General features: G+C 44.3%; 24 protein-coding genes. 12 read left to right on the top strand and 12 right to left on the bottom strand.

Features of this window, described 5'->3' with window-relative positions:
• Position 1: 1 nt before the first annotated feature.
• Genes FTT86_RS05935 through murG form a run of 3 tightly spaced genes read right to left on the bottom strand, consistent with a single transcriptional unit; the run spans position 2 to position 3,547 of the window.
• Positions 2-931 carry a D-alanine--D-alanine ligase gene (locus FTT86_RS05935; protein ID WP_180180805.1) on the bottom strand — a complete coding sequence of 310 codons (930 nt, stop codon included), beginning with the start codon at positions 929-931 and terminating at the stop codon, positions 2-4.
• Positions 932-988: 57 nt separating this feature from the next.
• Entirely contained in the window at positions 989-2,437 is a 1,449-nt protein-coding gene (gene murC, locus FTT86_RS05930; RefSeq protein WP_005245710.1) for a UDP-N-acetylmuramate--L-alanine ligase, read from the bottom strand.
• A 12-nt stretch (positions 2,438-2,449) separates the two neighbouring features.
• Positions 2,450-3,547 (bottom strand): undecaprenyldiphospho-muramoylpentapeptide beta-N-acetylglucosaminyltransferase, encoded by a 1,098-nt coding sequence (gene murG / locus FTT86_RS05925; RefSeq protein ID WP_180180804.1) that lies wholly within the window; start codon positions 3,545-3,547, stop codon positions 2,450-2,452.
• Positions 3,548-3,971: 424 nt separating this feature from the next.
• On the opposite strand from murG, the gene FTT86_RS05920 reads away from it, so the two are divergent.
• Positions 3,972-5,174, top strand: coding sequence for a CynX/NimT family MFS transporter (locus FTT86_RS05920; protein WP_180180803.1), 1,203 nt, complete (start codon positions 3,972-3,974; stop codon positions 5,172-5,174).
• A 50-nt stretch (positions 5,175-5,224) separates the two neighbouring features.
• Here FTT86_RS05920 and gshB read toward each other — a convergent pair whose 3' ends face one another.
• Entirely contained in the window at positions 5,225-6,175 is a 951-nt protein-coding gene (gene gshB / locus FTT86_RS05915) for a glutathione synthase (protein WP_180180802.1), read from the bottom strand.
• Between the two features lie 143 nt (positions 6,176-6,318).
• Between gshB and FTT86_RS05910 the strand changes: the two genes are divergently transcribed.
• The 4 genes from FTT86_RS05910 (at position 6,319) to FTT86_RS05895 (ending at position 9,792) form a co-directional block, all read left to right on the top strand.
• Entirely contained in the window at positions 6,319-6,510 is a 192-nt protein-coding gene (locus tag FTT86_RS05910; RefSeq protein ID WP_180180801.1) for a DUF3565 domain-containing protein, read from the top strand.
• Between the two features lie 163 nt (positions 6,511-6,673).
• Positions 6,674-7,054, top strand: coding sequence for a hypothetical protein (locus FTT86_RS05905; protein WP_257229623.1), 381 nt, complete (start codon positions 6,674-6,676; stop codon positions 7,052-7,054).
• A 40-nt stretch (positions 7,055-7,094) separates the two neighbouring features.
• Entirely contained in the window at positions 7,095-8,861 is a 1,767-nt protein-coding gene (locus tag FTT86_RS05900; protein WP_005108157.1) for a copper resistance system multicopper oxidase, read from the top strand.
• A complete protein-coding gene (locus FTT86_RS05895; protein ID WP_180180799.1) occupies positions 8,848-9,792 on the top strand; it encodes a copper resistance protein B in 945 nt (314 codons plus the stop codon). The genes FTT86_RS05900 and FTT86_RS05895 overlap by 14 nt, the downstream gene beginning before the upstream one ends.
• 171 nt (positions 9,793-9,963) lie before the next feature.
• Here FTT86_RS05895 and FTT86_RS05890 read toward each other — a convergent pair whose 3' ends face one another.
• Positions 9,964-10,296 (bottom strand): hypothetical protein, encoded by a 333-nt coding sequence (locus FTT86_RS05890; protein ID WP_005105347.1) that lies wholly within the window; start codon positions 10,294-10,296, stop codon positions 9,964-9,966.
• 546 nt (positions 10,297-10,842) lie between these two features.
• Between FTT86_RS05890 and FTT86_RS05885 the strand changes: the two genes are divergently transcribed.
• Complete coding sequence (locus FTT86_RS05885; protein WP_004281299.1) at positions 10,843-11,052, top strand: cold-shock protein; 210 nt, start codon at positions 10,843-10,845, stop codon at positions 11,050-11,052.
• Between the two features lie 462 nt (positions 11,053-11,514).
• Here the strand turns inward: FTT86_RS05885 and pyrE are convergent, their stop codons facing one another.
• The gene (gene pyrE / locus FTT86_RS05880) at positions 11,515-12,165 is read right to left on the bottom strand and encodes an orotate phosphoribosyltransferase (protein WP_004729142.1); all 651 of its coding nucleotides are present in this window, start codon (positions 12,163-12,165) and stop codon (positions 11,515-11,517) included.
• A 40-nt stretch (positions 12,166-12,205) separates the two neighbouring features.
• Here pyrE and FTT86_RS05875 point away from each other — a divergent pair, with 40 nt between their 5' ends.
• Positions 12,206-13,024: an exodeoxyribonuclease III gene (locus FTT86_RS05875; RefSeq protein WP_005105345.1), complete on the top strand. Its 819-nt coding sequence runs from the start codon at positions 12,206-12,208 to the stop codon at positions 13,022-13,024.
• Positions 13,025-13,638: 614 nt separating this feature from the next.
• Positions 13,639-13,989: a Spx/MgsR family RNA polymerase-binding regulatory protein gene (locus FTT86_RS05870; RefSeq protein WP_004281293.1), complete on the top strand. Its 351-nt coding sequence runs from the start codon at positions 13,639-13,641 to the stop codon at positions 13,987-13,989.
• Between the two features lie 70 nt (positions 13,990-14,059).
• Here FTT86_RS05870 and FTT86_RS05865 read toward each other — a convergent pair whose 3' ends face one another.
• A complete protein-coding gene (locus FTT86_RS05865; RefSeq protein WP_004281292.1) occupies positions 14,060-14,497 on the bottom strand; it encodes a DUF2147 domain-containing protein in 438 nt (145 codons plus the stop codon).
• 156 nt (positions 14,498-14,653) lie between these two features.
• On the opposite strand from FTT86_RS05865, the gene FTT86_RS05860 reads away from it, so the two are divergent.
• Positions 14,654-15,565 (top strand): alpha/beta hydrolase, encoded by a 912-nt coding sequence (locus tag FTT86_RS05860; protein ID WP_004281291.1) that lies wholly within the window; start codon positions 14,654-14,656, stop codon positions 15,563-15,565.
• 62 nt (positions 15,566-15,627) lie between these two features.
• Here the strand turns inward: FTT86_RS05860 and FTT86_RS05855 are convergent, their stop codons facing one another.
• Positions 15,628-16,197, bottom strand: a complete 570-nt coding sequence (locus tag FTT86_RS05855; RefSeq protein WP_180180798.1) for an FMN-dependent NADH-azoreductase — start codon at positions 16,195-16,197, stop codon at positions 15,628-15,630.
• A gap of 340 nt (positions 16,198-16,537) precedes the next feature.
• On the opposite strand from FTT86_RS05855, the gene FTT86_RS05850 reads away from it, so the two are divergent.
• Entirely contained in the window at positions 16,538-17,734 is a 1,197-nt protein-coding gene (locus tag FTT86_RS05850; RefSeq protein WP_005250286.1) for a GGDEF domain-containing protein, read from the top strand.
• Between the two features lie 28 nt (positions 17,735-17,762).
• On the opposite strand, the gene dsbD is transcribed toward FTT86_RS05850, so the two are convergent.
• From dsbD to FTT86_RS05830, 4 genes are all read right to left on the bottom strand, one after another.
• Complete coding sequence (gene dsbD, locus FTT86_RS05845; protein WP_180180841.1) at positions 17,763-19,604, bottom strand: protein-disulfide reductase DsbD; 1,842 nt, start codon at positions 19,602-19,604, stop codon at positions 17,763-17,765.
• Positions 19,605-19,623: 19 nt separating this feature from the next.
• On the bottom strand, positions 19,624-20,379 hold the full coding sequence (locus FTT86_RS05840; protein WP_004281287.1) for a transporter: 756 nt from the start codon (positions 20,377-20,379) through the stop codon (positions 19,624-19,626).
• Positions 20,380-20,400: 21 nt separating this feature from the next.
• The gene (locus FTT86_RS05835) at positions 20,401-20,943 is read right to left on the bottom strand and encodes a hypothetical protein (protein ID WP_039902494.1); all 543 of its coding nucleotides are present in this window, start codon (positions 20,941-20,943) and stop codon (positions 20,401-20,403) included.
• A 127-nt stretch (positions 20,944-21,070) separates the two neighbouring features.
• On the bottom strand, positions 21,071-21,436 hold the full coding sequence (locus FTT86_RS05830) for an HPF/RaiA family ribosome-associated protein (protein WP_005108164.1): 366 nt from the start codon (positions 21,434-21,436) through the stop codon (positions 21,071-21,073).
• A 1,005-nt stretch (positions 21,437-22,441) separates the two neighbouring features.
• Here FTT86_RS05830 and FTT86_RS05825 point away from each other — a divergent pair.
• Positions 22,442-23,167: an outer membrane protein OmpK gene (locus FTT86_RS05825; protein ID WP_180180797.1), complete on the top strand. Its 726-nt coding sequence runs from the start codon at positions 22,442-22,444 to the stop codon at positions 23,165-23,167.
• A gap of 80 nt (positions 23,168-23,247) precedes the next feature.
• On the top strand, positions 23,248-23,760 hold the full coding sequence (locus tag FTT86_RS05820; protein ID WP_005250276.1) for a GNAT family N-acetyltransferase: 513 nt from the start codon (positions 23,248-23,250) through the stop codon (positions 23,758-23,760).
• The last annotated feature ends 53 nt before the right edge of the window (positions 23,761-23,813 follow it).

Below are 23,813 nucleotides of genomic sequence, written 5' to 3'. Positions count from 1 at the left end.
TTTAGTGTGCCGAACCAGTCAAGGTCTGTTTCAGAATCGCGACACACAGCTCATCAAAACTGTATCCGACTGCAGCTGCCGCTTTTGGCACCAGTGAGTGACTGGTCATGCCCGGTACGGTATTGACTTCAAGCAACCAGAAGTTGCCCTGTTCATCCTGCATGGCATCAATCCGGCCCCAACCGCTGGCACCGACTGCCTGGAATGCGCGCAAACTTAAGGCTTTTAACTGCTGCTCTTCAGCTTCAGTTAAACCACATGGAATGCCATATTGCACATCATTACGCTGATATTTCGCTTCATAATCGTAAAAGGCGACATCTTGAGGCGGTTCAAGACGAATCACCGGTAGCGCCTGACCATTTAAAACCACAATGGTATATTCACGGCCGGTAATCCATTTTTCTGCCATCACCACAGCATCATGTTCAGTTGCCTTGGCAATTGCTTCTGCAAAGTCTTCAATTTTTTCGACCTTGCTCATGCCGATACTGGAACCTTCATGCACCGGCTTGATAATCAAAGGCAAGCCTAAAGCATTAACAATGTCGGTCGCATCAGAATCTTTAGTGACAATACGATACGGCGCTGTTGGCAATTCCGAACCCTGCCAGACCTGCTTGGTCTTGACCTTGTCCATGCCGATGGCAGAACCTTGTACACCCGTACCGGTATACGGTACGTTTAACCATTCCAGTACACCCTGGATCTGGCCATCTTCCCCGCCACGTCCATGCAATACAATGAAAGCACGATCATAATTTACCAGTTCTGTGACACTACGCTCCTGCGGGTCAAACGCTTCCGCATTAACCCCTGAACGCACTAATGCCTCAAGTACCGCCGTACCACTGTCTAGAGAAACCTCACGCTCTGCAGATTTACCACCAAGCAACACGGCAACTTTTCCGAATTTTGAAGCATTTGACACGTTTATATCCTTAAACTTTTTTCAATCTGGTCAATTCAATTCAGTCACGCAAGATGACTATTTTATATATAAATGATTTTGTGCAAGTTCGACTGAGATTGCTCCAACATTACCTGCGCCCTGGGTTAATAACAAGTCATTTGCTTGCAATACTTTTCTCATGATCTGATTCAGGTTGCCGTCCGCTGCATCAACCAGAATCGGCTCGACTTCGCCACGTAGACGAATGCTGCGGGCCAAAGTACGGCTGTCCGCCCCGACAATCGGTTTTTCACCGGCAGGATAAACATCCAGCAACAATAACTGGTCTACAGTAGAAAGCACTTCCACAAAATCATCAAAACAGTCACGGGTACGGCTATAACGGTGTGGCTGGAACATCATTACCAAACGACGGTCTGGATGACTTTGACGCGCAGCTTTAATCGTCGCTTCGACTTCTTTTGGATGATGGCCATAGTCATCCACCAGTTTCACGTCACCGCCCTCAATCGCAAACTCACCCTGAACCTCAAAGCGGCGACCCACACCACTGAAACCTTCCAGTGCACGGCAGATTGAAGCATCAGACACACCTTCATCGGTTGCTATACCAATCGCGGCCAGGGCATTCAGCACATTATGCAAGCCTGGCTGGTTGACCGTTACACGCAATGGCTCACGCTCTTTACGCAATACGGTAAAGTGGGTTTGCATGCCATCCTGATCAACATCTACTGCGCGGATGTCATTGTCTTCATTGAAACCATAAGTCAGTAACGGACGTGCAATTCGCGGCATAATTTCACGGATATTGGCATCATCACCACAGACTACAGCCAAGCCGTAAAATGGCAGTTTTTGCAGGAACTGGATAAAAGTATCTTTCAGGACATCGAAGCTACCGCCATAGGTATCCATATGATCAGCATCAATATTGGTCACCACGGCAGCCATCGGTTCCAGGTGCAGGAAAGAAGCATCTGACTCATCGGCTTCGGCCACGATATAACGGCTGGCGCCCAAGGCTGCGTTCATACCGGTACGGTTCAGCAAACCACCGATCACATAGGTTGGATCCATGTTTTCTTCAGCCAGCATACAGGTGATTAGGCTGGTGGTGGTGGTCTTGCCATGCGTGCCAGCAACGGCAATACCATGACGGTAACGCATCAGTTCACCCAGCATTTCCGCACGGCGAACCACAGGAATACGGTTTTCAATCGCGGTTTTAATTTCCGGATTTTCTTTATCAATCGCGGTAGAAACCACAATCACGTTGGCGCCCTTAATATTATTTGCAGTATGTCCGATATAGACTTTAATGCCATTCGCTTCCAGCTGTGCGGTGGTATTGGATGCCTTAATATCTGAACCGGAAACTTTATAGCCCTGGTTTTTCAGCACTTCCGCAATACCACACATGCCTGCACCACCGATCCCCACAAAATGAATGTGTTTGATACGGCGCATTTCCGGCACTTTAATTAACTTTTTCGCTTGTTCAGCTGGGGTTGTTGGAGACATAGTTTACTCGGATTACAATTCTTGAATTAAACGGACCACATGTTGAGTCGCATCGGGTTGAGCCTGTCGGCGTGCTTTCACGGCCATTTCCATTAACAGTTGGCGATTCAGCATCGGCTCTAATAATGTTTTTAAACTTTCCGGGGTCATCGTGGCCTGCGGACAAATCTTTGCCGCATTGATATTGGCCAGGAAACCGGCATTGGCCGTCTGGTGATCATCGACCGCACTTGGAAGCGGCACAAAAATCGCAGCCACCCCGGCAGTGGCAATTTCAGTTATAGTCAATGCGCCAGCACGGCAAATCACCAGATCGGCATCAGAATAAGCTTTGGCCATATCTTCAATAAAGGGCTGTACTTCAACTTGCAGACTGGCTGGTGCATTTTCATAACGTGCCCGTGTCGACTCGGCATGGTTTTGCCCACACTGATGATAGACGCTTAATGGCACATTGAGTTGCTTTAAAGCTTCCGGAACCCGTTCATTTAAGGCTTGCGCCCCCAAAGACCCACCAACGATCAGAATATGTAAGGGTAGTCCTGCCTTGTCACGCTCCTGATAACGCCAGGACGGATTTAAAATTTCGCTAATTTCCTGTCGTACCGGATTGCCGGTGGTGACGATTTTTTCCTGGGCCGGAAAAGTATTCGGGAAAGCCTGGCACACTGTTTTTGCCACACGCGACAATTGGGTATTGGTAAAACCGGCGACTGCATTCTGTTCATGGATCAGCACCGGAATGCCTAAGATACGCGCGGCCAAACCACCCGGGCCTGCCACATAACCGCCAAAGCCTGCCACAGCATCGACCTTAAGCTGTTTCATGAATTTCATGGCACTGAAGGTGGCTTTCATAATTTTAAAAGGCGCCAAGGCCTTACGTAGAAAACCGTTGCCACGTACGCCCTGAATATCAATCTGGTAAATAGGAATATTCTGGTTTTTTAACAGGCGGTTTTCCATGCCTGCGGGCGTGGCCAACCAGGAAACCTGTATACCTTGTTGTTGTAAGTCTTTGGCAACAGCTAACGCTGGAAACACATGTCCACCTGTACCTGCGGCCATCATCATGACATGTTTAGGCTGTTTTTGCTGAGCATCGGTCACGGTCTAATTCTTCAATTCAAAAAATGGAGCAGGAAATCTGATTTAAGTAATCAATTGTAATCACAAACCTCAGGCCATGAAAGTTTATTTACTTTATTTCAACAAGGCTTTAATTGTTTTTTTCACGCAAATTCCAAGTTTAGACTCGTTTTATTTATAAGGTCTGCACTTTCCCTTCGACTTAAGTGACATATCATATCAATTTTAAATGATTTTCTCATTATATTATCAATAACTTTGCCACGGATAGGGCTTTATTTAGAACCATTTACAGCTCAACCCTGATCAATCCATGTCCTATCATCGACTAATGAGCTTAGGCTTAAATCCTATAAATTTTATAAAAATTTCATGTTATTCATATTCATGTATGAATGATGCTTGATGTACAAGCAGATGCTTTAAATGGACTCCGTTCGGATAGATGTCAAAAATATCATGTCGTGATGTATGGATTATCTTGGCCGGTTATCTGGCTGCGATCCATGTAGGCAAACTTTCAGCCGTGATTCCTGTGTTACAGCAGGATTTAAACCTGAGTTTTACTCAGGCTGGTTTTTCATTAGCGTTGGTGCAGGCCGCCGGAATGCTGTTTGCGCTATGCATTGGCGCCTTCTCGGAAAAAATGGGATTAAAGCGCTGCCTGATCATAGCCTTAATCATTTTAGGGCTGAGCAGTCTTGCCGGGCTTTGGATTACGCAGCCTGCCACTTTATATGTATTGCGTTTTATGGAAGGAATCGGGTTTTTAACCATTTCCTTGTGTGCGCCAGCAATTTTAAAACGTACCAGCCGCGCTGAAACACTGAATTTCAAGATGGGACTCTGGAGTTCCTATATGGGCATCGGTGTCAGTCTGGCCGTATTAACGATTCCTCTGCTGCTTGAATATCTGGACTGGCAAACGATCTGGGCCATTTTGGGCTGCCTGTGCCTTGTCATTGCTGGCATGATTAAACAATATTTAAATATTGAACCTGTCCTGGTAACACAGCCAGACTCTTCTCAGGCAGCTACGGAAAACACCTCATTCTGGCAGATTGTTAAAATTACCCTGACCCATCCTCCCATTATCTGTCTGGCGATTATTTTTGCCTGTTATACCAGTCAGTGGATTACTGTCACGGGCTTTCTGCCTACCCTGTATGTGGAACAGGGGCTGGACTTAAAACGCGCAGGGATGCTGGTTTCAATGGTCGTGCTGGCCAATCTGGGAGGCACTTTTGGCGCAGGCATGTTGCTGCAACAGGGTTATAGACCGCACACCTTATTGAGCACCGGATTTGTGGCAATGCTCTGTAGCAGTTACTTGGTATTTGCCGCAAATTCCTGGCTCTCATTTGAATTGCAGGTTGTCAGTGCCGTGCTGTTTTCACTGATTGGCGGGATGATCCCAACCACTGTTTTTGCGATTACCCTGCACTATGCACCACGTGCCTATGCAGCAGCGGCCAGTGTGGGTCTGGTTTTACAAATCTCAGCCTGCGCACAGTTTTTTATACCGACCCTGAGCGCTGCGCTGATATCTGCCACCCAATACTGGGCCAATCTTGCCATTATCACCGTCTGCCTTTCGATGCTGGGCATGGTAATGACGGCATTTTTATTTAAGCGTTACCCTAAATAAAAAGATAAAAAGAGCCTGCAAGCAGACTCTTCTTTCACCTAATGCTGCCTTTAAACCTGATTGGCCTGACCCGCTTCCAGCACGGCAAATAAATCGTCTGCAATCGAGGTGCCAAACTGGGCGTCAATTTCACGAATACAGGTTGGGCTGGTCACATTAATTTCAGTGACATAATTTCCGATCACATCCAGCCCCACAAAGACCAGACCTTTCTCTCTGAGATACGGCCCTACTTGTGCTGCAATGGCCTTGTCAGTTTCAGTCAGTGGACGCGCCTCGCCTAGGCCACCCGCGGCCAGATTACCGCGCACTTCACCATTTTGTGGAATACGGGCCAGACAATACGGCACTGGCTCGCCATTAATCATCAGGATACGCTTATCGCCTTCGACAATTTCCGGAATATAACGCTGTGCCATAATTGGCAGGGTGCCGTTATTGGTCAGCATTTCAATGGTTGAACCGATATTGATCCCGTCCTGATACAGACGGAAAATCCCAGTGCCGCCCATACCATCCAGCGGTTTTACAATCACATCGACCTGTTCTTTGAGAAATTCACGAATCAGGCTTTGCTGCGAAGTCACCAAGGTCGGAACTTGTAGATGCGGGAACTGGGTCGCGAACAGTTTTTCATTACAGTCACGCAGGCTTTGCGGTTTGTTGATGATCCATGCCCCTTCGCGCTCTGCCTGCTCCAGAATATAAGTGGTATAGACGAAGTTCATATCAAAAGGCGGATCTTTACGCATCAAGACAACGTCATAAGCGGCAATCGACTCTTTTTGTTTTTCGCCAAGTTCATAATAATGGTCGTAGTCTTCAAATACCTGTAATGGCGCGATCAGACCAAAGGCCTTGCCCTGGTCGATATATAAATCTTGCTGCAATGCATAACCAAGTTCATGCCCGCGACGTGCTGCTGCCCACAGCATGGCCATGGTCGAGTCCTTCTTCAGGTTTACATTTTCGATGGGATCCATCACAACAAGTACGCGCATGTGTCTCTGCTCTTTTTCAAAAAATGACTTGGCAAGGAGTATAGCTTGTGTGGATTCTTTTGTTTATGGTGATTTTGCATGACTTATTTTGTATAAGTTTTTAGATAGGTGCTCAGGCAATTTGAGCTCATAGGAGGTTTGCCATGCAACAGGCTATTATCGGTTTTCATCTGGATGCAGAACAGCAGTGGGTTGCAGATCTGGCCTGCGGACATGGACAGCATGTACGGCATACCCCGCCATGGCAAAATCGCCCATGGGTGATGACCGAGCAAGGACGCAAAGAAAAACTTGGGATGCTGCTGGACTGTAAAAAATGTGAAACTGAAACGTGAACCTATGAACTTGGTATGCGGATGAATTAAAAAATAATCTTGTCCAGAATTTGCTAATTGCAGTCACTGCGTTTATGCTTTTATTGTTCAAACATGCAGCGCATTTTTTTAGGATTTACTTTTGCTCATACGGCTCGTCAAACAGATCTGGTTGGTGATGCTTATGGTTTTAGCCATAGGCTGGAGCAGTGTGTCTGTCGCATCTGCAACGACCATGCATCTGGTCATGCCGTCTGAAAAAACGAATCCTCATTGTCTGGAAATGACAAAACCCTCTGCTTCTCACTCGCTGCATAAGACTGATCATCATCAAGATCAGGAACTGATTCAGCCGGACTGTGTCAGTGACAGCACCCAGCAGTCATCAGATTGTCTGGATTGTGGCACTATGGCCTGCCAGAACCTGGTCACCAGCCTGCCCATTACAACGCCCGAGTTAAGTGTGCCTGATCACGGTTATCCGGAAAAAACCTTCCTCCCTGCTTACCATGCCAAGCACCTTGCCGGTTACTGGCAAGAAATCTTACGCCCACCCAAAGCTTGATCCTGAATTTTTAATTTTTTTATTCATTAAGGATTAAGTTATGTTGCTTAAAATCAGTCAAAGCCTGTGTCTGGGCTTCGGTCTCATCTCGTCGTCTGCCCTGTTTGCAGCCGTAAAAGAATATCATCTGGTCATTGATGAAAGCCCGATCAATCTCACCGGAAAGACGGTCAAGCGAATCACTGTAAACGGAAAATTCCCTGCACCCTTGCTGGAATTTGAAGAAGGTGATGATGCAGTCATTCATGTACAAAACAACCTGAACAATCAGGATACCTCGCTGCACTGGCATGGCCTGCTCCTGCCCGGGCTGATGGATGGTGTCCCCGGATTTAACGGTTTTCAGGGCATCAAACCGAAACAGTCTTTTACTTATCGCTTCAAGGTTCGTCAAAACGGCACCTACTGGTATCACGCACATTCCAAAGGTCAGGAACAGGACGGCCTCTATGGCGCATTGGTGATTCGCCCCAAAGCACAGACATTACTACCTCCACATGAACAAACCGAGCGGGATTATGTGGTGATGCTGTCAGATTTTCACGAACAAAGCGGCCAGCAGATTCAGAACAATTTAAAAAAATCGGCCGAATATTATCAGAACCAGCGTGAAACCTTGGGCGATGTACTCCAGCAGGTGAAACGTGATGGCCTGAAGGCCACCTGGTCAGACCGCAAGATGTGGAACCAGATGCGTATGCTGAAAACCGACCTATCTGATGTTACCGGTTATACCTTTCTGGTCAATGGAAAAACGCCGCAACAAAACTGGAGTGGCCAGTTCCAGCCCAATGAAAAAGTCCGCCTGCGTTTCATCAATGCTTCTGCCATGTCGTTTTTCGATGTGCGTATTCCCCAGCTGAAAATGACCGTGGTCAGTGCCGATGGACAACCGGTGCAGCCGGTCAATGTAGATGAATTCCGTATCGGAACCGCTGAAACCTATGATGTGATTGTGGAACCCACTGCAGCGCATTACCAGATTGAAGCAGAATCGATCGACCGCTCAGGCTTTGCCATTGGCAGTCTGCATCAGGCAACTGATTCAAGTAAAGCCCCGGCTCCGGTTCAATTACCAACACCGCGCCCTCGTGCCTTATTGACCATGGAAGATATGGGACATGGCGAACAACATGACATGTCACATGACACACACAGCAGTCAGACCATGCAGACTGCCACAAGTGAACATGATCAACATGCCCAGCACGACATGCATGCAAGTCATAATGCCATGTCCGGAACCAATCAGCCTCATCAGCCGGTTGAGGGCTGGGCCAATATGTCTACGCCTGCAGGGCACAAAGCCTTGCAATATCAAGACCTCAAAGCCCTGACACCACAACCTGATACCCGCGCAGCAGAACGTGAACTGGTGATTCGTCTGGGTGGAACCATGGAGCGCTACATCTGGACCATGAATGGTAAAAAATTCAGTGATGCCGAGCCACTTCAAGTGAAATATGGCGAGCGGATCCGGCTGAAATTTATCAATGACAGCATGATGGCCCATCCGATGCATTTGCATGGCATGTTTATGCAGCTGGAAAATGGTCAGTCTGCTGCAAATATGCCAAATAAACACACCGTGATTGTGCCGCCCGGGAAAACGGTCACGACCTTGCTCACAGCAGACGAACTGGGAGAATGGGCGATTCACTGCCATCTGCTCTATCACATGAGTGCTGGCATGATGAACAAGCTGATTGTGGCGCATGTGAATGATGATCAAGCATCTCACCCTTCTTCACAAAAAATGCCGTCAAAACCAGCAGCAGCTGAAGGAGCAAGCCATGCACATCACTAATCTTTTTGTAAAGTCAGTGCTCAGCAGTGCGCTTACCCTAAGCAGTCTGAGTATTTTTGCGGCAGCTTCTAGCGATCATACAAGCCATGCTGAACATCAGCATCATAGCGGACATCATGCCATGCAAAACATGGCTGATAACCACGCACAGCATACTGGAACAGCAGATGCCTCATCCTATCAACCACCAAAGTTATCACATCAACAGCAGGCGCTGAGCACACCACAAAATTCAGTCAGTTCTGCCAGCCAACATGACCACCGTAAAGAACATGGCGCACAGATTTATAGCCAGATCATTCTGGACCAGAAATGGCAGCATAGTTCAGAGGGAAATGGGGCATTCAAGTCCAAGAACCAAGCCAGAATTGGCACGGATGAAAATAAAATCTTCCTCAAGTTAGAAGCCGACAAACAGGAATCCCATCCGGCCGAATATGATGCCAACGTGCTGTATAGCCGAAATATTTCTGATTTCTGGGATGTGCAGACCGGGGTGCGCTATCGGCAGGAAAATTTAGCCGAGCCTGCTACAAACCAGCAGAACGAGCGCTTCGATGCAGTATTTGGCCTGCATGGCCTGGCCCCCTACTTTTTCGAAACGGATGCTCATGTCTATGTCGGTGAAGATGACTTTGTCGGATTAAAACTGGAAACAGAGCGTGACCTGTTACTGACTCAGAAACTGATTATGCAGCCCTTTATCGAACTGGATGTCATCCTGAATGATCAGGCAGCGAATGCGAAAAAAACTGGTCTTAGTCATGCAACCTTGGGTCTGGAAACACGCTATGAACTGAGCAAAAAGCTCATGCCTTATCTGGAAGTCGGTTATGAATACAGCAAAGGCAACCAACAGACGGCCTGGCAGCAAAGTTCAGATTCAGAAAAAGGCTGGATCTATTCGGCAGGTCTGAAAATGATGTTCTAAATTTTTGATACAAAAAATTATGCAGCTACGGGATATGAAGCTCCATTCATGTCCCGTAGCGCTATGGCACTATACATTTGACTGAGAAAGATTTTTTAAGCCTATGAACTGTACATGCGATGCTTTTCTGCACTTTCCCACTCATTAAGAGACTTGTTATTTTGCGAAAAACTAGTCTTCATCGCCTTGATTTCTACTGTTACTTTTAGCCACCAAAGTGCCTAACATAATGATAAAGGTACTCACGCCGCCAATTAACAGGCTCATCAGCCCCATTTCCAGCATAAAATTGCTATCGCCAGTCTCAGGGGCACCCCATAGAAATTGAAGACGATCGCCAAAAACAAAATTGATTGCACATACAATCAGAAAACCAATCAAGGTGGCAATCAGTAAAGTGACCACCAAGTTCTTCCACATTTTACATCCGACGAACAGGATGATCATGGCCAGTCCAACCATGGTGATGATGGATATAAGTAACACACTGTTCCAGTAATCCATGAGACTCACTCGTATTTGGTTTTAAATTAAAATCAAGAAATTCTTATAGTTAATTTTTCCAATTGAATTTTAATATAGGTGGATTTTTATACACAAACAATGACGATAACTATCTTAAAACTACAAATACTAATTTACCCAAAGTTATAAAATACACTGACTTAGTAAAATCTTGCTGGGTACTGAACGATTTTGATTAACATAAAGTAACACAAACACAACGTGTATTTATTGTTTAGCTTCGCTAAAGCTTAAATGCAAATGATAAAGCTCAAGCGAATCAGCTTGAAATGCTTTAAAAAACAAGAATTGAGCTACTTTTATAAGAAAAATAAATAATAAATATAAAAAACTTGAATATTTTCTGATTTAGGCTATGCTGTCTTTAACTAGAAAAAAGCGTTGTTTAGTTAAGCTTCTTTAAGTGCCGCAGTATTATTTATAATCCTCAGTTTTTTCAGATCTTTATTTCAATTCTTGTTGTTTTTCCAAGTTATCCATAGTCATTTGCATGACTAAAATTATTAAAATTTAACAGGTTATATTATGTCTACTACAGTTACCGGTACAGTAAAATGGTTTAACGAAACTAAAGGTTTTGGTTTTATTCAACAAGAATCAGGTCCTGACGTTTTTGCACACTTTAAAGAAATCAGCAGTTCTGGTTTCAAAACTTTGTTTGAAGGTCAGCGCGTTTCTTTTAGCGTGGTTGATGGTCAAAAAGGTCCAAATGCGATCAATATCGTTGCGCTATAATTTAGCCCAGCAATAAGAAAAAGCACCTTCAGGTGCTTTTTTTAGCACTGAAGATTCATAATTTTGGTGAAAGGTTTTCTGATTGTCTGTTTAGCTCATCAAAAGTGAATTTTTAAGAATCATGTTTCTGAATCACTGCTGCTCAGTTAGACTTTATAAAAGATAAAAATGAAAAACCCCTAGCATCCTGCCAGGGGCTTTCCGTATGGGTTCGCTTGGTATAACTCCTGTCGTACCTTACTTTCCTTGTATTTATCTATTGTTATTCTTGTGTGGAACCTCCTGTTCCTGTTAAAGCTATCATAGGAAATTTCCACTATTCAAAACAGCCGCAAAGTGCTGGAATTGATGTAAGCCAATGCTTACAAGAATAGACAGAGATAATAAATTTCAAATGTTTAGCAAATTGAACATCTACAAAAAAAAGGAAGCTCAAGCTTCCTTTTCTATGCCAATCTAGGCTTAGATCCCATATTTAACACGGTAATCTTCCATTTTCGCCAAAGCTGCTAGGTCGCCTTTCGCTTCCAGATAGTCCATTAAATCTTTCATGGTAATTAAGGCATGTACAGGAATCTCAAGCTCTTGCTGCACTTCCTGAATCGCAGACAGTTCGCCCTGACCTTTTTCCTGACGGTCTAATGCAACTAGCACACCCGCAATCTGCGCACCGGCATTTTTCAGGATGGTGACGACTTCACGAATCGCTGTGCCTGCGGTAATCACATCATCAATGATCCAGACTTTTTTACCTTCTACAGAAGCACCGACCAATACGCCACCCTCGCCATGGTCTTTGGCTTCCTTGCGATTAAAACCCCACGGCACACTTACCCCATGATTTTGCGACAGAGCCACAGCAGTTGCTGCCACAAAAGGAATGCCTTTATAGGCAGGTCCAAAAATCACTTCAACATGGTCACATTTGATCAGTTTTGCAGCATAGCCAGAAGCCAGCAGTGTCAAGGCTTCACCATCATTCAACAGACCCGCATTAAAAAAATAGGGACTCACACGTCCCGATTTTAAAGTAAACTCACCAAATTTAAGCACACCGCGTGATAATGCGAGTTCGATAAAAGCTTGTGGGTTAAACTGAGCTGGCGTTGACATGAGGTGCTCCTAAATCCATTAATTAAGGTAAGACTTGCGCATGATACCAAAGAGTAGCTATCCAGGTGATCAAAAAATTCTTCGCGTCGTTTCAATTAATGTCAACGGCTTACGCTCATCTGTCACCAAAGGTCTATTAGAATGGATGGAACAGTCGGATGCCGACGTGATTTGCATGCAGGAAAGCCGGATCACGCATGCGCAGTGGACCGATAAATTCAAGCCTGAAGGCTGGTACACGCACCTGTTTCCTGCCGAGCGTCCGGGTTATGCCGGTACTGCCATTTATAGCCGTCTGCCTTTTGTGTCTCTGACCGATGGCTTGGGTTTTGAACTGGCCGATTCACAAGGCCGTTTTATTGCCGCTGAATTTAACTTGGGTCTAGAACAAACTGTACAGATCTGTTCCCTGTATCTGCCTTCGGGTTCATCAGGCGATGAAGCACAAGCGCGTAAAGATCACTTTCTGGAAGAATACGCAAAAATCCTGAAACAGTGGCGCGATGAAAATAAATCGGTGATTGTCTGCGGTGACTATAATATCGTGCATAAACGTATTGATATTAAAAACTGGTCGGGTAACCAGAAAGCCTCGGGTTGCTTGCCGCATGAACGTGCCTGGCTGGATCATATCTACGATGAGCTTGGTTATGTCGATACTTTCCGTGAAGTGCGTAAAGAAGCCGAGCTGTATTCCTGGTGGTCAAACCGTGGTCAGGCGCGTGCCAAGAATGTTGGTTGGCGGATTGATTATCATGCCTGCTCTCCAGACTGGAAAGAGCGAACCGTTAATGCCTGGGTCTATAAAGAACAATGGTTTAGCGACCATGCCCCCGTGATTATCGACTACAAACTATAATCTGGATTATTTAATTGAGTGAACAGTTGTTCACTCAATTAAGGCTTATCTCTTACATGACATGACGTATTTTTTGGGTTTATCTCAATGTAATAACATAGCATTATAGCGCTACGGCACAAGGACATGTCAGGACGACAACATAAGGACAGGACGCCGTAGGACGAAAATAAAACAGACTATAGATTTAGCTTGTTTTGCATGGATGTGACATTGGACGTTGGATTGAGACCCGCATGATCAGGATGATTAAATGCGGGTTTTCTATTTCTACTGTCTGCGATGATGCAGGTTCTTATAAAAATCATGTTTAATTATTTTAAAATAAAGAAAATTCCCCTCATCCTCTTGCGAAGTCGTATTTCTCATCCCAAAAGGATGAAGGGATTTCCAACATCTATTTTAAATATAAATAGCATGCTTATTATTCGTTTATGCAAGAGCTCTACTAGTTCTGGTTCTTCTTGTTCTTGCTGCCCAGTTTAAAGCGGCTTAATGTCATTTTGATGACATGCCTGTCTTGATATTTTAAATTTTTTCATGTGATTTTTTCATGGTCTGCTGCGGTCAATTTGGTTAAGCTAACCCATCATTAAATTTTTTAGATGGCAGCTATGTTAAAAATTTACGGAATTAAAAATTGCAGTTCGATGAAAAAAGCCTTTGACCTGCTGACTGAGCAAGGTCTGAGTTATGAATTTCATGATTATAAAAAACAGGGAATCGATACTGAAACCGTCAAAACCTGGCTGAATGCCTTGGGTCAGGATGTGGTCTTGAATAAAAAAGGTACAACCTGGCGCAAACTCAGTGAAGCAGAACAGCAAACGGCGCTATCCAGTGAAGATGCCTTAATTAGCGCATTAACCACACATACCAGCTTAATTAAACGTCCGATCTTGGCGACCGCGACAGGATTTATTGCTGGTTTTGATGAAAGTGCTTATCGTGCATTGAACGACTAAGCTGTACCTTGCATTCCATCTACAAAAAAGCCTGACATCAGTCAGGCTTTTGCATTTCAACTTCAATGGATTAGTTAGCACGAATCCAGGTCTGGTTACGACCCAATGCCGCTACACCAATAAAACCACGTAATTCAAGTTTCTTGCCACCGTCTGCCAGCTGGCCTTTCAACTTATACGTTTTGCCTGATTGTGGGTCCAGAATCGAACCACTTTCATAGCTGGTGCCACCGGCATTTTTAAGCCCTTTGACAATGGTCAGGCCTTTCAGAGATTTGTTGTGATATGGACCTTCACATTTGGTACAAGCATTTTCTTCACCTTTGGTTAACACCGACTGAATACTTGCCGTCAAGGTGCCATTCTTTTGTTCAGTAAACTTAACCAGGGCCTTAGGTTGCTTGGTTTTATCATCAATGGTTTTCCATACTGTGCCGTTTAAAGGATCCGCAGCATTCGCCAGTGCAGATAAGCCTAGTAGTCCTAACGTAAGCGCTATTTTTTTCATTTTTCTTCATTTCCTTAGTCTGAAAATAGACCCATGTAGTATTAAAAAGTCACAACAAATTTTCAATTTTTCGCTGTGACTATTTAGTGTAACCTTGTAAATATGGTTGGTAAATAATCAACATGAACAATAAAAGCACAAAAAGATGGAAGGAAGATGAAGATAAGCCCGCTAACGAAACAATTAATTACAGAACGCTTTTTAAAAACGCTCATTCGTGCCCCAAGTAAATTCAATCTTCCACCCAGCTCGATGCGCATTGCTCTGGAACAGATGTGCAAACTTTTCCCTCAGGATAAAACGGTACAGATTCGCTCGCTTCGATTGGCCGGACTGCGCGCGGAAGAAATTAAGCCGCAGCAGGAATCGACCCAGCTGATTTTTCATATTCATGGCGGCGCATTTTACTTAGGTTCTTTAAATACCCATCGCGCCTTTATGACTCAAATTGCGGCTCGAACCCAGATGCAGGTGCTGCATGTCGATTATCCACTATCACCCGAATCTGCCTATCCTGAAGCCTTGGAAGCCTTGTTTGATGTCTATAATCTGCTGCTAGATCAAGGTGTTCAGGCCAAAGATATCATTCTGTCCGGCGATTCTTGCGGTGCCAATCTAGCCTTGGCGCTGGCACTTAAAATACAGCAGGAAAGTCTGCCACAGGTCAGCGGTCTGATTCTGCTGTCTCCACTGCTGGATTTAACGTTGACCAGTGAATCTTTACGTTATAACCAGAAGCATGACGCCCTGCTGTCTCTGGAAACAGTTCAAACTGGGATTGAATATTATGTGCCGCGTTCGATTGATCGGGGTGATCCGGAAGTTTCTCCTTTTTTTGCCGATTTAGCCGGCTTGCCACCGATTCATATTCAGGTAGGTTCCAAGGAAATTCTGCTGGATGATGCTAGTCGTTTTAAAGAAAAAGCGGAACAGGCGGGTGTCGAGGTCGAATTTAAACTCTATACCGGCATGTGGCACAACTTCCAGATGTTCAGTGCCTGGTTCGATGAAGCCAAACAGGCGCTGACCGATCTTGCAGAATTTGCCCATCGTCTGGACCGAGATTAAGCATGATTTAGCATATAAAAAAGGTCAGCCGTAGCTGACCCTTTGAAAAGAGGTTTTAGGTTTTAAATGGCCTGAACTTGCTGCAATGCAGTTTGCAATGCTTGGGCTTTAACCGCTTCGCCCATGTTCACTCCTTCAGCACGAATCACTTCGATATCATTCACACCGGTAAAGTTAAACACGGTTTTCAGGAAAGCCTCCTGAAAATCAGCCGGGCTTTGCTCGCCATAGACACCACCACGGCTGCTGGCAATATACACTTTCTTATTGCCCGCCAAACCCACAGGACCTTGTTCGGTATATTTAAAAGTACGTCCCGCGACACAGATCCGGTCAATCCAGGCTTTTAGGGTTGATGGCAAACCGAAGTTATACATCGCTGCACCAATCACCACGACATCAGCCTGTAAATATTGATCTAAAATTTCCTCGCCCAATGCCGTTTGTTCTGTATTCTGGCCCATTAAAATTTCGGCGGTAAGATGAGGAATAGGCTGTGCAGCCAGATCCAGATACTCAACTTCAATGGCCTCAGCATATTTTTGCTGCAGTTGTTCCACCACAGCCTGAGTCAACTGACGCGAAATAGAAGCATCTCCTAAAATACTGGAATCAATCTGTAAAACTTTCATGGCTTCGCTCTTTATCTTTGGTTGTTTCTAACAATGCAGCCATTTTAACGATTGACTATATTGAAATAATTAGTACAAATAAAACACATCATCCTGAATTTAGAACAAAACTGTATACCTCTTAACCTCTTTAATTTTGATTAAGACCCTTTGACATAGCCTGGATCACTTGCGCTATCGGCAAAGACTGAGCAGATCAGATATCAACTAAATCACAAAAATGTTTTAAATATTGTTGTTTATCAAGCATTCAAACTTATGTTATCTTGTGTAAATAAAGCTATAAATATCCAATAAGTCTTAAAAAATCTGCCATAACAATTAAAGTCAGACCGGGACCATGAAGCGAATATCGCCTGTATTAGAAAAAGTGCTAAGACACAGAATCAAGAAATATCTGGTCGAAGATGAAGTCGTGATGAACTGGCGTATCCTGAAGAAATGCATCCTGATGCTGACTTTGGGATGCGGTGTACATCTGACCTGGCTCGGCTGGGATCTCTTTGTTTTATTCAATCCTGAGTATTGGCAATATGTACAGATTGAACGGGTTCATTCACAAGTCGTGCTGAACGGCAGTTTTTTATTGATTTTAGCCTTACTGATTTATCCTTGTTATAAATTTCAGGGCAACCGTCTGGTGGAACGTTATCTACCCTATCTGGCAGTCGGCACCTTTGTGGTTTCGCTATGCCGGGATGCCTATATTGTCGGCGTGATCAGTCCGGTCGCTACCACCGCTTACGTCTGCTTAATTATGGTCGGTCTGGTGCTGTTTCATCGCACGCTGGTGTATAGCATGCTGATTCCTGCCTCCATTTTTCTGGGCGGATGTGCCTATTTAAGTTTCAGTCATCAATTACCTTATTCACCGCTCTTTAATATCGATGACAAGCTTTTTTATAATGGTTTCTGGCTGTTATCGATGCTGTATTTCATTTTGCCAATTCTGGCCGTCTGCATGGTGTTATTCGAGATTCTGCTCAGTCAATGGCGTCATCGCGAGCAGCTGATCAAACAGCTGAGCCAGATTGATCCGCTCACCAATCTGTTTAACCGCCGTAGTATCAACCAATGTCTGGATAAACTGAATGCCGCAGCCACTCCCAATTATGCTTTAGTGCTATTAGATCTGGATCATTTCAAGAAAATTAATGATCACTATGGCCATCATAAGGGTGATGAAACCTTAGTCGAAGTGAGTGCCGTGCTGAATCAGCAATTGCGCGAAAGTGATGTAGTCGGCCGTTTTGGCGGGGAAGAATTTATTTTGGTGCTTAAAAATACCAGTCTGGAAAAAGCCGAACAAGTGGCTGAACGCTGCCGCATCGCCATTCAGCAATTGCAGATTTTCAGTGATGAGGATGAGCTGATTCCGGTGACCGCCAGTTTCGGGATTGCCATTTCTAGCGCGGAATTACGCCCGCAGCAGTTATTGAGTCAGGCTGATCAGGCGCTTTATCAGGCCAAAGCCGGTGGGCGTAATCTGGTCAAAGCTTATGCTGAACCGGTGCCAGTACAGATGCAGGTTTCTTAAACGGGTTCAGCTTTTTTTAAGAACTAAATTATGGATTTTCACTTTGAGCCAGTGCTTGCAGCTGTGCCAGCAATTCTGCCTCGCTAAAAGCACCGGTTAAACGTAAACCCCTAATTTCCTGCTGCTGCGCATTCAAGAATAAATACGTCGGCGGCCCGAGAATTTCCCATTGGTTTAACAGCGCTTGATGAGAGACATTATATTGGCTTAAATCCAGCTTGATCAGGAAATATGGCGCAAGCGCCTGCTGTACCGCTGCAGATTTTAAAATACGATGTTCGATCGGCTGACAGGCAACACACCAGTCGGCGTAGACATCAATAATAATCTTTTGCCCTTGTGGTGCCCTGTCCAAAATCTGCTGAAATTCTGCTGCACTACGTGCCACATGCCACTTGGCTTCTGTGCTCGCCTGCTCCACAAAAAAACGCTGACTGTGCTGATATTGGCTATAAGCGATATAGGGCACGGCCAGTACCAGACACAGGATATATAGCCATCTCAAACCGGTACGATGCCAGAAAATCCGGAACAGCACATAAGCCACGAAGGTCATACCCAAAGCTAGGGATAACCATTGTAAAGCGGCTTCTGAAATCAGTGGGCGAATAAAATACAGCGCCAGCGCCAGCATGATAAAGGCAAAGAGCACTTTGATCTGATTCATCCAATGCCCGGCTTTAGGCAGAATCCGTGCACCCAGAATACTGGCCAGCAATAAAGGCGTGCCCATCCCAAAACCTAAAGTAAACAGCAGTAAAGCTCCCTGCCACTGACTTTGCGTCTGGGAAATAAACAATAATGCGCCTGCCAGCGGTGCGGTCATGCATGGCCCCACCAGAAGCGCCGAAATCATGCCCATGACACCGGCACTGACCAGACCGCCTCCCTGCTGCATGGCCTGTGCCCGATCCAGACGATGAACCAGACGTTGCGGCAGTTTGATTTCAAACAGGCCAAACAGATTCAGGGCAAATAGGACAAACAGGATGCTAAATGCGATCAGGGTTCCCGGTTGCTGCAACCAGCGCTGAAAATTCAGGCCGGCCGAAGATGCAATTAGGCCAAGTACTGCATAGACAGCGGCCATACTGCTGACAAAAGTCAGTGCAATCATCCAGGCTTTCAGGCCTTTACTATCTCGTACAATCAGCGAGGTCAGAATCGGCAACATCGGCAAGGAACACGGTGTAAAAGCCAGTAAAATGCCTAAGCCAAAGAACAGCAAAAGCCCATAGCCCAAAGAGCGTTCAAGCAGTTGGGCTGACCATTTCTGGTCTTGTGCTGCATAGGGTTCAGTTTGTGTGTTGGCTGATGCAGAGATTTCATTTGCTGTAGATTCTGAGGAGTCCGCTGCATTAAATAGGGTATTGTGTTGCAGTGATGAAGTATTCAGATCGAGTAAACGCTTTGTTCCTGATCCGGTAGCTTCAAATTGCACCAGACCAGACAAATCGGTCTTGAACTGAATGGTTTGTGGCGGATAACAGATCCGGTCTTTGGCACAGCCCTGCCAGCTGACCTGATAGGATTGCCCCGCCTGAGTCGGAATTTGAAACTTTAACTGCTGATAATAAACCTGGGTATGTCCATAGTTATCATCATATAAATCTTCAGCGGGTGGCAACTCAAACGACACCGGTTGGTTGCCCTGCCGGACTTCAATTTTATGCTGATACAGATAATAGTTGTCTGGAATCTGCCAACTCAGTTCAGCCTGCTGCTGACTGGTGGAGATCACGCTCACAGGAAAAGCCTGCTCGGCAGACAACAATGCAGTTTCCGCCTGAGCAGGACTGCTGAACAAGGTGCTTCCCAAAATAACCAGGGCAAGCATTTTCTCCCAGGTCGGGAACTGCGAGTATTTCATCATCTGTGAGTTGAATAACTTAGAACAGCACAGAGAAACCTAGGCCTGAGAAGTAACTTCGATCTGCACCATCCAGATCTACACCGACATTCGCATCCAATTGGACACGGTCGTTTAAGGCATACATAACCCCGGTACCGAGCGCGTATTGATTATCGACACTTTCAGCTTTACGGTAAATCAGTTCAGAATAACCTGACCAGCGATCAGTAATGCGGTAGCCTAGAGAAGGAATCGCAGACACTGCCCAGTTGCTGTCCTGCCATTCATAACGCATGGTCAATGCGGTACTGACCAAGTCATTATATTGATACGACACGACAGAACCCAAGCTGTAAATATCTTCTTCATTAGTGAAACCGGCATTGCCTGTTGCAATGATGGCTTCGGCCAGCAAAGCCATACTGAGTTTGTCATCATCCAAATCAATGGCCTTTTTCAGACCAATACTAACATCGCCCAGACCATCATCTTCTTCGGTCTGGCCATTGGATTTCACTTGGGTCCAGGTCGGGCCAGCCCAACCTAAACGCAATTCCAGATCATCACTGAGTCCGGTACGTAACAACATATCTGCACTGAGTGTGGTCGCGGTCTGATCGCCCGACTTGCTATAACGCGCTGTAGGCAAGCCTTGCTCCCAAGCGACATTTCCGACTGGAGTAATTCCAGTACTGAGACCCTCACCTGGTCGATCAAATTCAAAATCTGCTGCGAAAAGCTGTGCACTACAACCGGCCAGTGCAATCAAACCCAAGGTTTTTAATGTTGTCATGTTGGAGCTCTTTATTAAAATTTAACTGAGTTCTTTGGTCATTTTTGCGCCATGCTTGCGAAGCAGTTCTAGCGTCTGTTTTTCTTCATCCAAGGCTTCTGACCAGTTGATTTCATCAAAATCACAATCAAAGAATAGATCACTAATTGAAGATAAAATAGTCATGCCATCTTCATCTTTGCTATTTGGATCGACTTTTTCATCCAGTAAACGCTGTACGGCAGGCGCGCATGCGGCACTCGCGGCATCCCAGAGCGGACCATAAATTTCTTCTGCATCCCACAAATGCAGATTTACTTTGGCCTGGATCAGTTCTTCCAGAATCTGTAAATGTACCGCCAAACGTGCCTGTTTCTCATCTTCTGAAAGTGGTGTACCGGCTTCATATAGCTCACACACTTCTTCCCACCATTTAAACAGGCCATCTGACCAGACCGAAATCACCGGGCCTTTGTCGTGATCAATAAAATTCGGGTTGAGTCCATCTGCCAGCAGCTGTTTGACCTGGTCCAGATTTAATTCTTCGAGTGCTTGCACAAAAAGCTGTTGTTGCGCAGTTAACATGATGGAGCTCACTTTGATTCGTTTTCGACTATTATGCCGAATAAAGCAGGATTTGTTGTGCTTCTTATAACTATATTTTTGTTTAATACGAAAAAAGCCCCGCAGGGCTTTTTCAAATCAGTTTGGCTTACTCTTCGATATCCGCAGTATCTGTGTCTGCTAGGTCAAGAGCACCAGGACGAACATTGTCTTTTTTCTCGATCACATGTTCCAGACTACGTTTCAGTCGGTCAATTGCACCGTGGATCGCAGTATCGACATTATGGCCACGATGATTGACTACGACAGGTTTCAAGCCTGCAGGACGCGCTTCAATCATACAGCGAATATCGTCATCGCCGCCTTTGGCGCCATTTTCATCACTGAGATGGACTGAAAAATGGGTAATACGTTCGCTGTGGCGCTGGAATTCTTGATTTAATTCTTCCCGTACATAAGTAATTAAACGATCACTATTCTGAATGTGGTTATCGGTACGAAGTTCAATATTCATATATTACCATCCTCAATCTTTGTAACTTTTGAGTGCAAAATTTTTTATCTTGGCACGTTTGTAGCTTGCTGTTTCGCATCGCATTTCACTTCTTCAAATGATTGGAATGACACCCTCCATTTTGAATGATGAACACATTTTTGAGTCTGCAGAATCGTGTCCTTATATCTTGAATATCGGCTGTATCTGGGAAATATGCAAGTGATATTTTGGTTTTTTAGCAAAAGAATAATCCATTGTGACAACTGCTTACTCAGCCCAAAAATGCAGGATTTTTCAAACGGAAATTTCATAACCTTTCACACGATTTAATTTGAAATATTTTTTGGCCAAGCAGATAAATCGCTTAAATAACACTCGACCAAGAAACCTAAAAAAAGAGAAATTAAAAGTATTTTTTATCGAAATTAACTCACTTTTATCTAATAATTTTTCTTATAAGATCAGCGCCTAGTCAGCCTTACAGTCCTGAAGAGATCATATGCTTTATGACTGTTTAGTTGCTTTTGCAGAACCGGGAAAAATACTCTTTCGTCATTCGAAAATAATAAACTGCAAAAATGATTTTCAATTGAAATATAAGACCGATCACTCTTATTTTACGATGCCGAGAATAGGCCTATAAAACGACCGTCATTTGAGATTTTAAAAGCAGCTTCATTACACAAACAGAACAAAGCTATTCAGCCTCAGGCCCAAATTAATTACTAAACAATCTGTATATTCCCCCTATTTTTACTGGTTTTCTAAACTCATCATCCTGAATTGAAGTGATTTTATATTTTTAGTTATACATTCAGTCTTTTAAGGCACTACATATTCGACTTTATTTAAAAAATAATAATTTAGAGAAGTATCAACAAAAGACAATGAAAACTGAGGAAGATGATCGTCTACATTCAACTCATAAGGGCTGAAATATATTTAAGTCAGCGATCACTTTTAACTTTATTTTTACTTATTAATCTGTATGCTTATTCTGCTTTCTCGGGGGGATAGATTTAAATGAAATTTACACAACTTGCGGCACTTTGTGCATTGACTTCAGCTGCTGTATTTGCTCAAGCAAAACCAGTTTGGCAGGACTTTAGCGTTACAGGTCTTTATGGTGAAAACTATGAAGTTGTAGACGATCAGCAAACTACTTTAACTGTTGAATATGCTGCAAAAGTTAAATATGCAGATGTATTCTTCTTTATGGATCGTCTGCGCGGTGGAGATGATGTTAAAAGTACGTACTTTGAGTTATCACCACGTTTAAGCTTAAGCGAAGTTACAGGCCAAAAACTTGCCTTTGGTCCAGTGAAAGATGTGCTTATTTCAACAACGTGGGAAGGTTCAGATAATGCTGATAACTTCCTATATGGCGTGGGCTTTGACCTTGATATCCCATACTTTCAATATGCAAGCTTAAATCTTTATCGTGCAAACAATGAAAAAGTGTTTGGCAATAAAGACGATTATCAAATGACGCTTACCTATGGTGTGCCATTTAAACTGGGTGCTGAAGATTTTCTTGTAGATGGCTTCCTTGATTGGTCAACTGCTGAAAAAGACGCTCAAGCAAGCGAGTTAAACTGGACTACACAGTGGAAATGGAATGCGGGCAAACACATTTCTCCAGATACCCGTTTATACCTCGGTGTTGAATATTCAGTGTGGAACAATAAGTTTGGTCTTAAAAATCAAGATGAAAACAATGTCAGCGCACTTGTGAAATATCATTTCTAATTGATGTATGATCGAAAGCAGAACTCCGGTTCTGCTTTTTTTAAACTGTGATTTCAGCTCACCTCTACTAGAACAAGAATATGCCTGATTTTGATATTCGACCTGCGACCGAACATGATCTTGAAACCATCCTCAAGATTTATAATCAGGAAGTACTCTATGGTACTGCGACCTGGAACAGAACAGCCTTTGATTTGAACTATTTCAAAATCTGGTTTAAGCAGCTTAAAAATCAGAATTTCCCGGTTTTTGTGGTTGAAGATACGCGAAATCAGGTCATTGCTGGCTATGCCTGTTATGATCAGTTTCGCAGTATTCAGGGCTTTCAACAGACGGTCGAACATTCCATCTTTTTAAATCCGGATTATGCAGGGCAAGGTTTGGGTTCTAAATTATTACAGTATTTAATTGAACAGGCTCAAGTACAGAAATTGCATATCATGGTCGCAGCGATTGACTCAGAAAACACCTCATCGATTCGTCTGCATGAAAAACTGGGTTTCGTTCAAACTGCCTATATGCCGCAAGTCGGACAGAAGTTTGGGCAATGGCGTGATTTGGTACTCTTACAACTCAATCTGGATCAAGCTTGATTCATTCTTAGTTTAAAACTATTCCAGAACTGCTTTCTGGACACTACTCTTCA

It is taken from the genome of Acinetobacter sp. YH01021, assembly GCF_013420255.1.
Taxonomy (GTDB): domain Bacteria; phylum Pseudomonadota; class Gammaproteobacteria; order Pseudomonadales; family Moraxellaceae; genus Acinetobacter.
The sequence above is the reverse complement of the archived record's forward strand: the minus strand, read 5'-3'. Positions and strand labels throughout refer to the sequence as shown.

Bases quoted from the DNA above. Each gene is read 5' to 3' on its own strand.
- FTT86_RS05840 (WP_004281287.1), bottom strand. From the start codon at position 20,379: ATGACAACATTAAAAACCTTGGGTTTGATTGCACTGGCCGGTTGTAGT.
- FTT86_RS05820 (WP_005250276.1), top strand. From the start codon at position 23,248: ATGCCTGATTTTGATATTCGACCTGCGACCGAACATGATCTTGAAACC.
- FTT86_RS05830 (WP_005108164.1), bottom strand. From the start codon at position 21,436: ATGAATATTGAACTTCGTACCGATAACCACATTCAGAATAGTGATCGT.
- FTT86_RS05875 (WP_005105345.1), top strand. From the start codon at position 12,206: ATGATACCAAAGAGTAGCTATCCAGGTGATCAAAAAATTCTTCGCGTC.
- FTT86_RS05910 (WP_180180801.1), top strand. From the start codon at position 6,319: ATGCAACAGGCTATTATCGGTTTTCATCTGGATGCAGAACAGCAGTGG.
- FTT86_RS05865 (WP_004281292.1), bottom strand. From the start codon at position 14,497: ATGAAAAAAATAGCGCTTACGTTAGGACTACTAGGCTTATCTGCACTG.
- FTT86_RS05900 (WP_005108157.1), top strand. From the start codon at position 7,095: ATGTTGCTTAAAATCAGTCAAAGCCTGTGTCTGGGCTTCGGTCTCATC.
- FTT86_RS05870 (WP_004281293.1), top strand. From the start codon at position 13,639: ATGTTAAAAATTTACGGAATTAAAAATTGCAGTTCGATGAAAAAAGCC.
- FTT86_RS05905 (WP_257229623.1), top strand. From the start codon at position 6,674: ATGGTTTTAGCCATAGGCTGGAGCAGTGTGTCTGTCGCATCTGCAACG.
- FTT86_RS05825 (WP_180180797.1), top strand. From the start codon at position 22,442: ATGAAATTTACACAACTTGCGGCACTTTGTGCATTGACTTCAGCTGCT.
- FTT86_RS05850 (WP_005250286.1), top strand. From the start codon at position 16,538: ATGAAGCGAATATCGCCTGTATTAGAAAAAGTGCTAAGACACAGAATC.
- murC (WP_005245710.1), bottom strand. From the start codon at position 2,437: ATGTCTCCAACAACCCCAGCTGAACAAGCGAAAAAGTTAATTAAAGTG.
- FTT86_RS05860 (WP_004281291.1), top strand. From the start codon at position 14,654: ATGAAGATAAGCCCGCTAACGAAACAATTAATTACAGAACGCTTTTTA.
- FTT86_RS05895 (WP_180180799.1), top strand. From the start codon at position 8,848: ATGCACATCACTAATCTTTTTGTAAAGTCAGTGCTCAGCAGTGCGCTT.
- FTT86_RS05885 (WP_004281299.1), top strand. From the start codon at position 10,843: ATGTCTACTACAGTTACCGGTACAGTAAAATGGTTTAACGAAACTAAA.
- FTT86_RS05855 (WP_180180798.1), bottom strand. From the start codon at position 16,197: ATGAAAGTTTTACAGATTGATTCCAGTATTTTAGGAGATGCTTCTATT.
- gshB (WP_180180802.1), bottom strand. From the start codon at position 6,175: ATGCGCGTACTTGTTGTGATGGATCCCATCGAAAATGTAAACCTGAAG.
- FTT86_RS05890 (WP_005105347.1), bottom strand. From the start codon at position 10,296: ATGGATTACTGGAACAGTGTGTTACTTATATCCATCATCACCATGGTT.
- FTT86_RS05920 (WP_180180803.1), top strand. From the start codon at position 3,972: ATGTCAAAAATATCATGTCGTGATGTATGGATTATCTTGGCCGGTTAT.
- dsbD (WP_180180841.1), bottom strand. From the start codon at position 19,604: ATGAAATACTCGCAGTTCCCGACCTGGGAGAAAATGCTTGCCCTGGTT.
- pyrE (WP_004729142.1), bottom strand. From the start codon at position 12,165: ATGTCAACGCCAGCTCAGTTTAACCCACAAGCTTTTATCGAACTCGCA.
- FTT86_RS05835 (WP_039902494.1), bottom strand. From the start codon at position 20,943: ATGTTAACTGCGCAACAACAGCTTTTTGTGCAAGCACTCGAAGAATTA.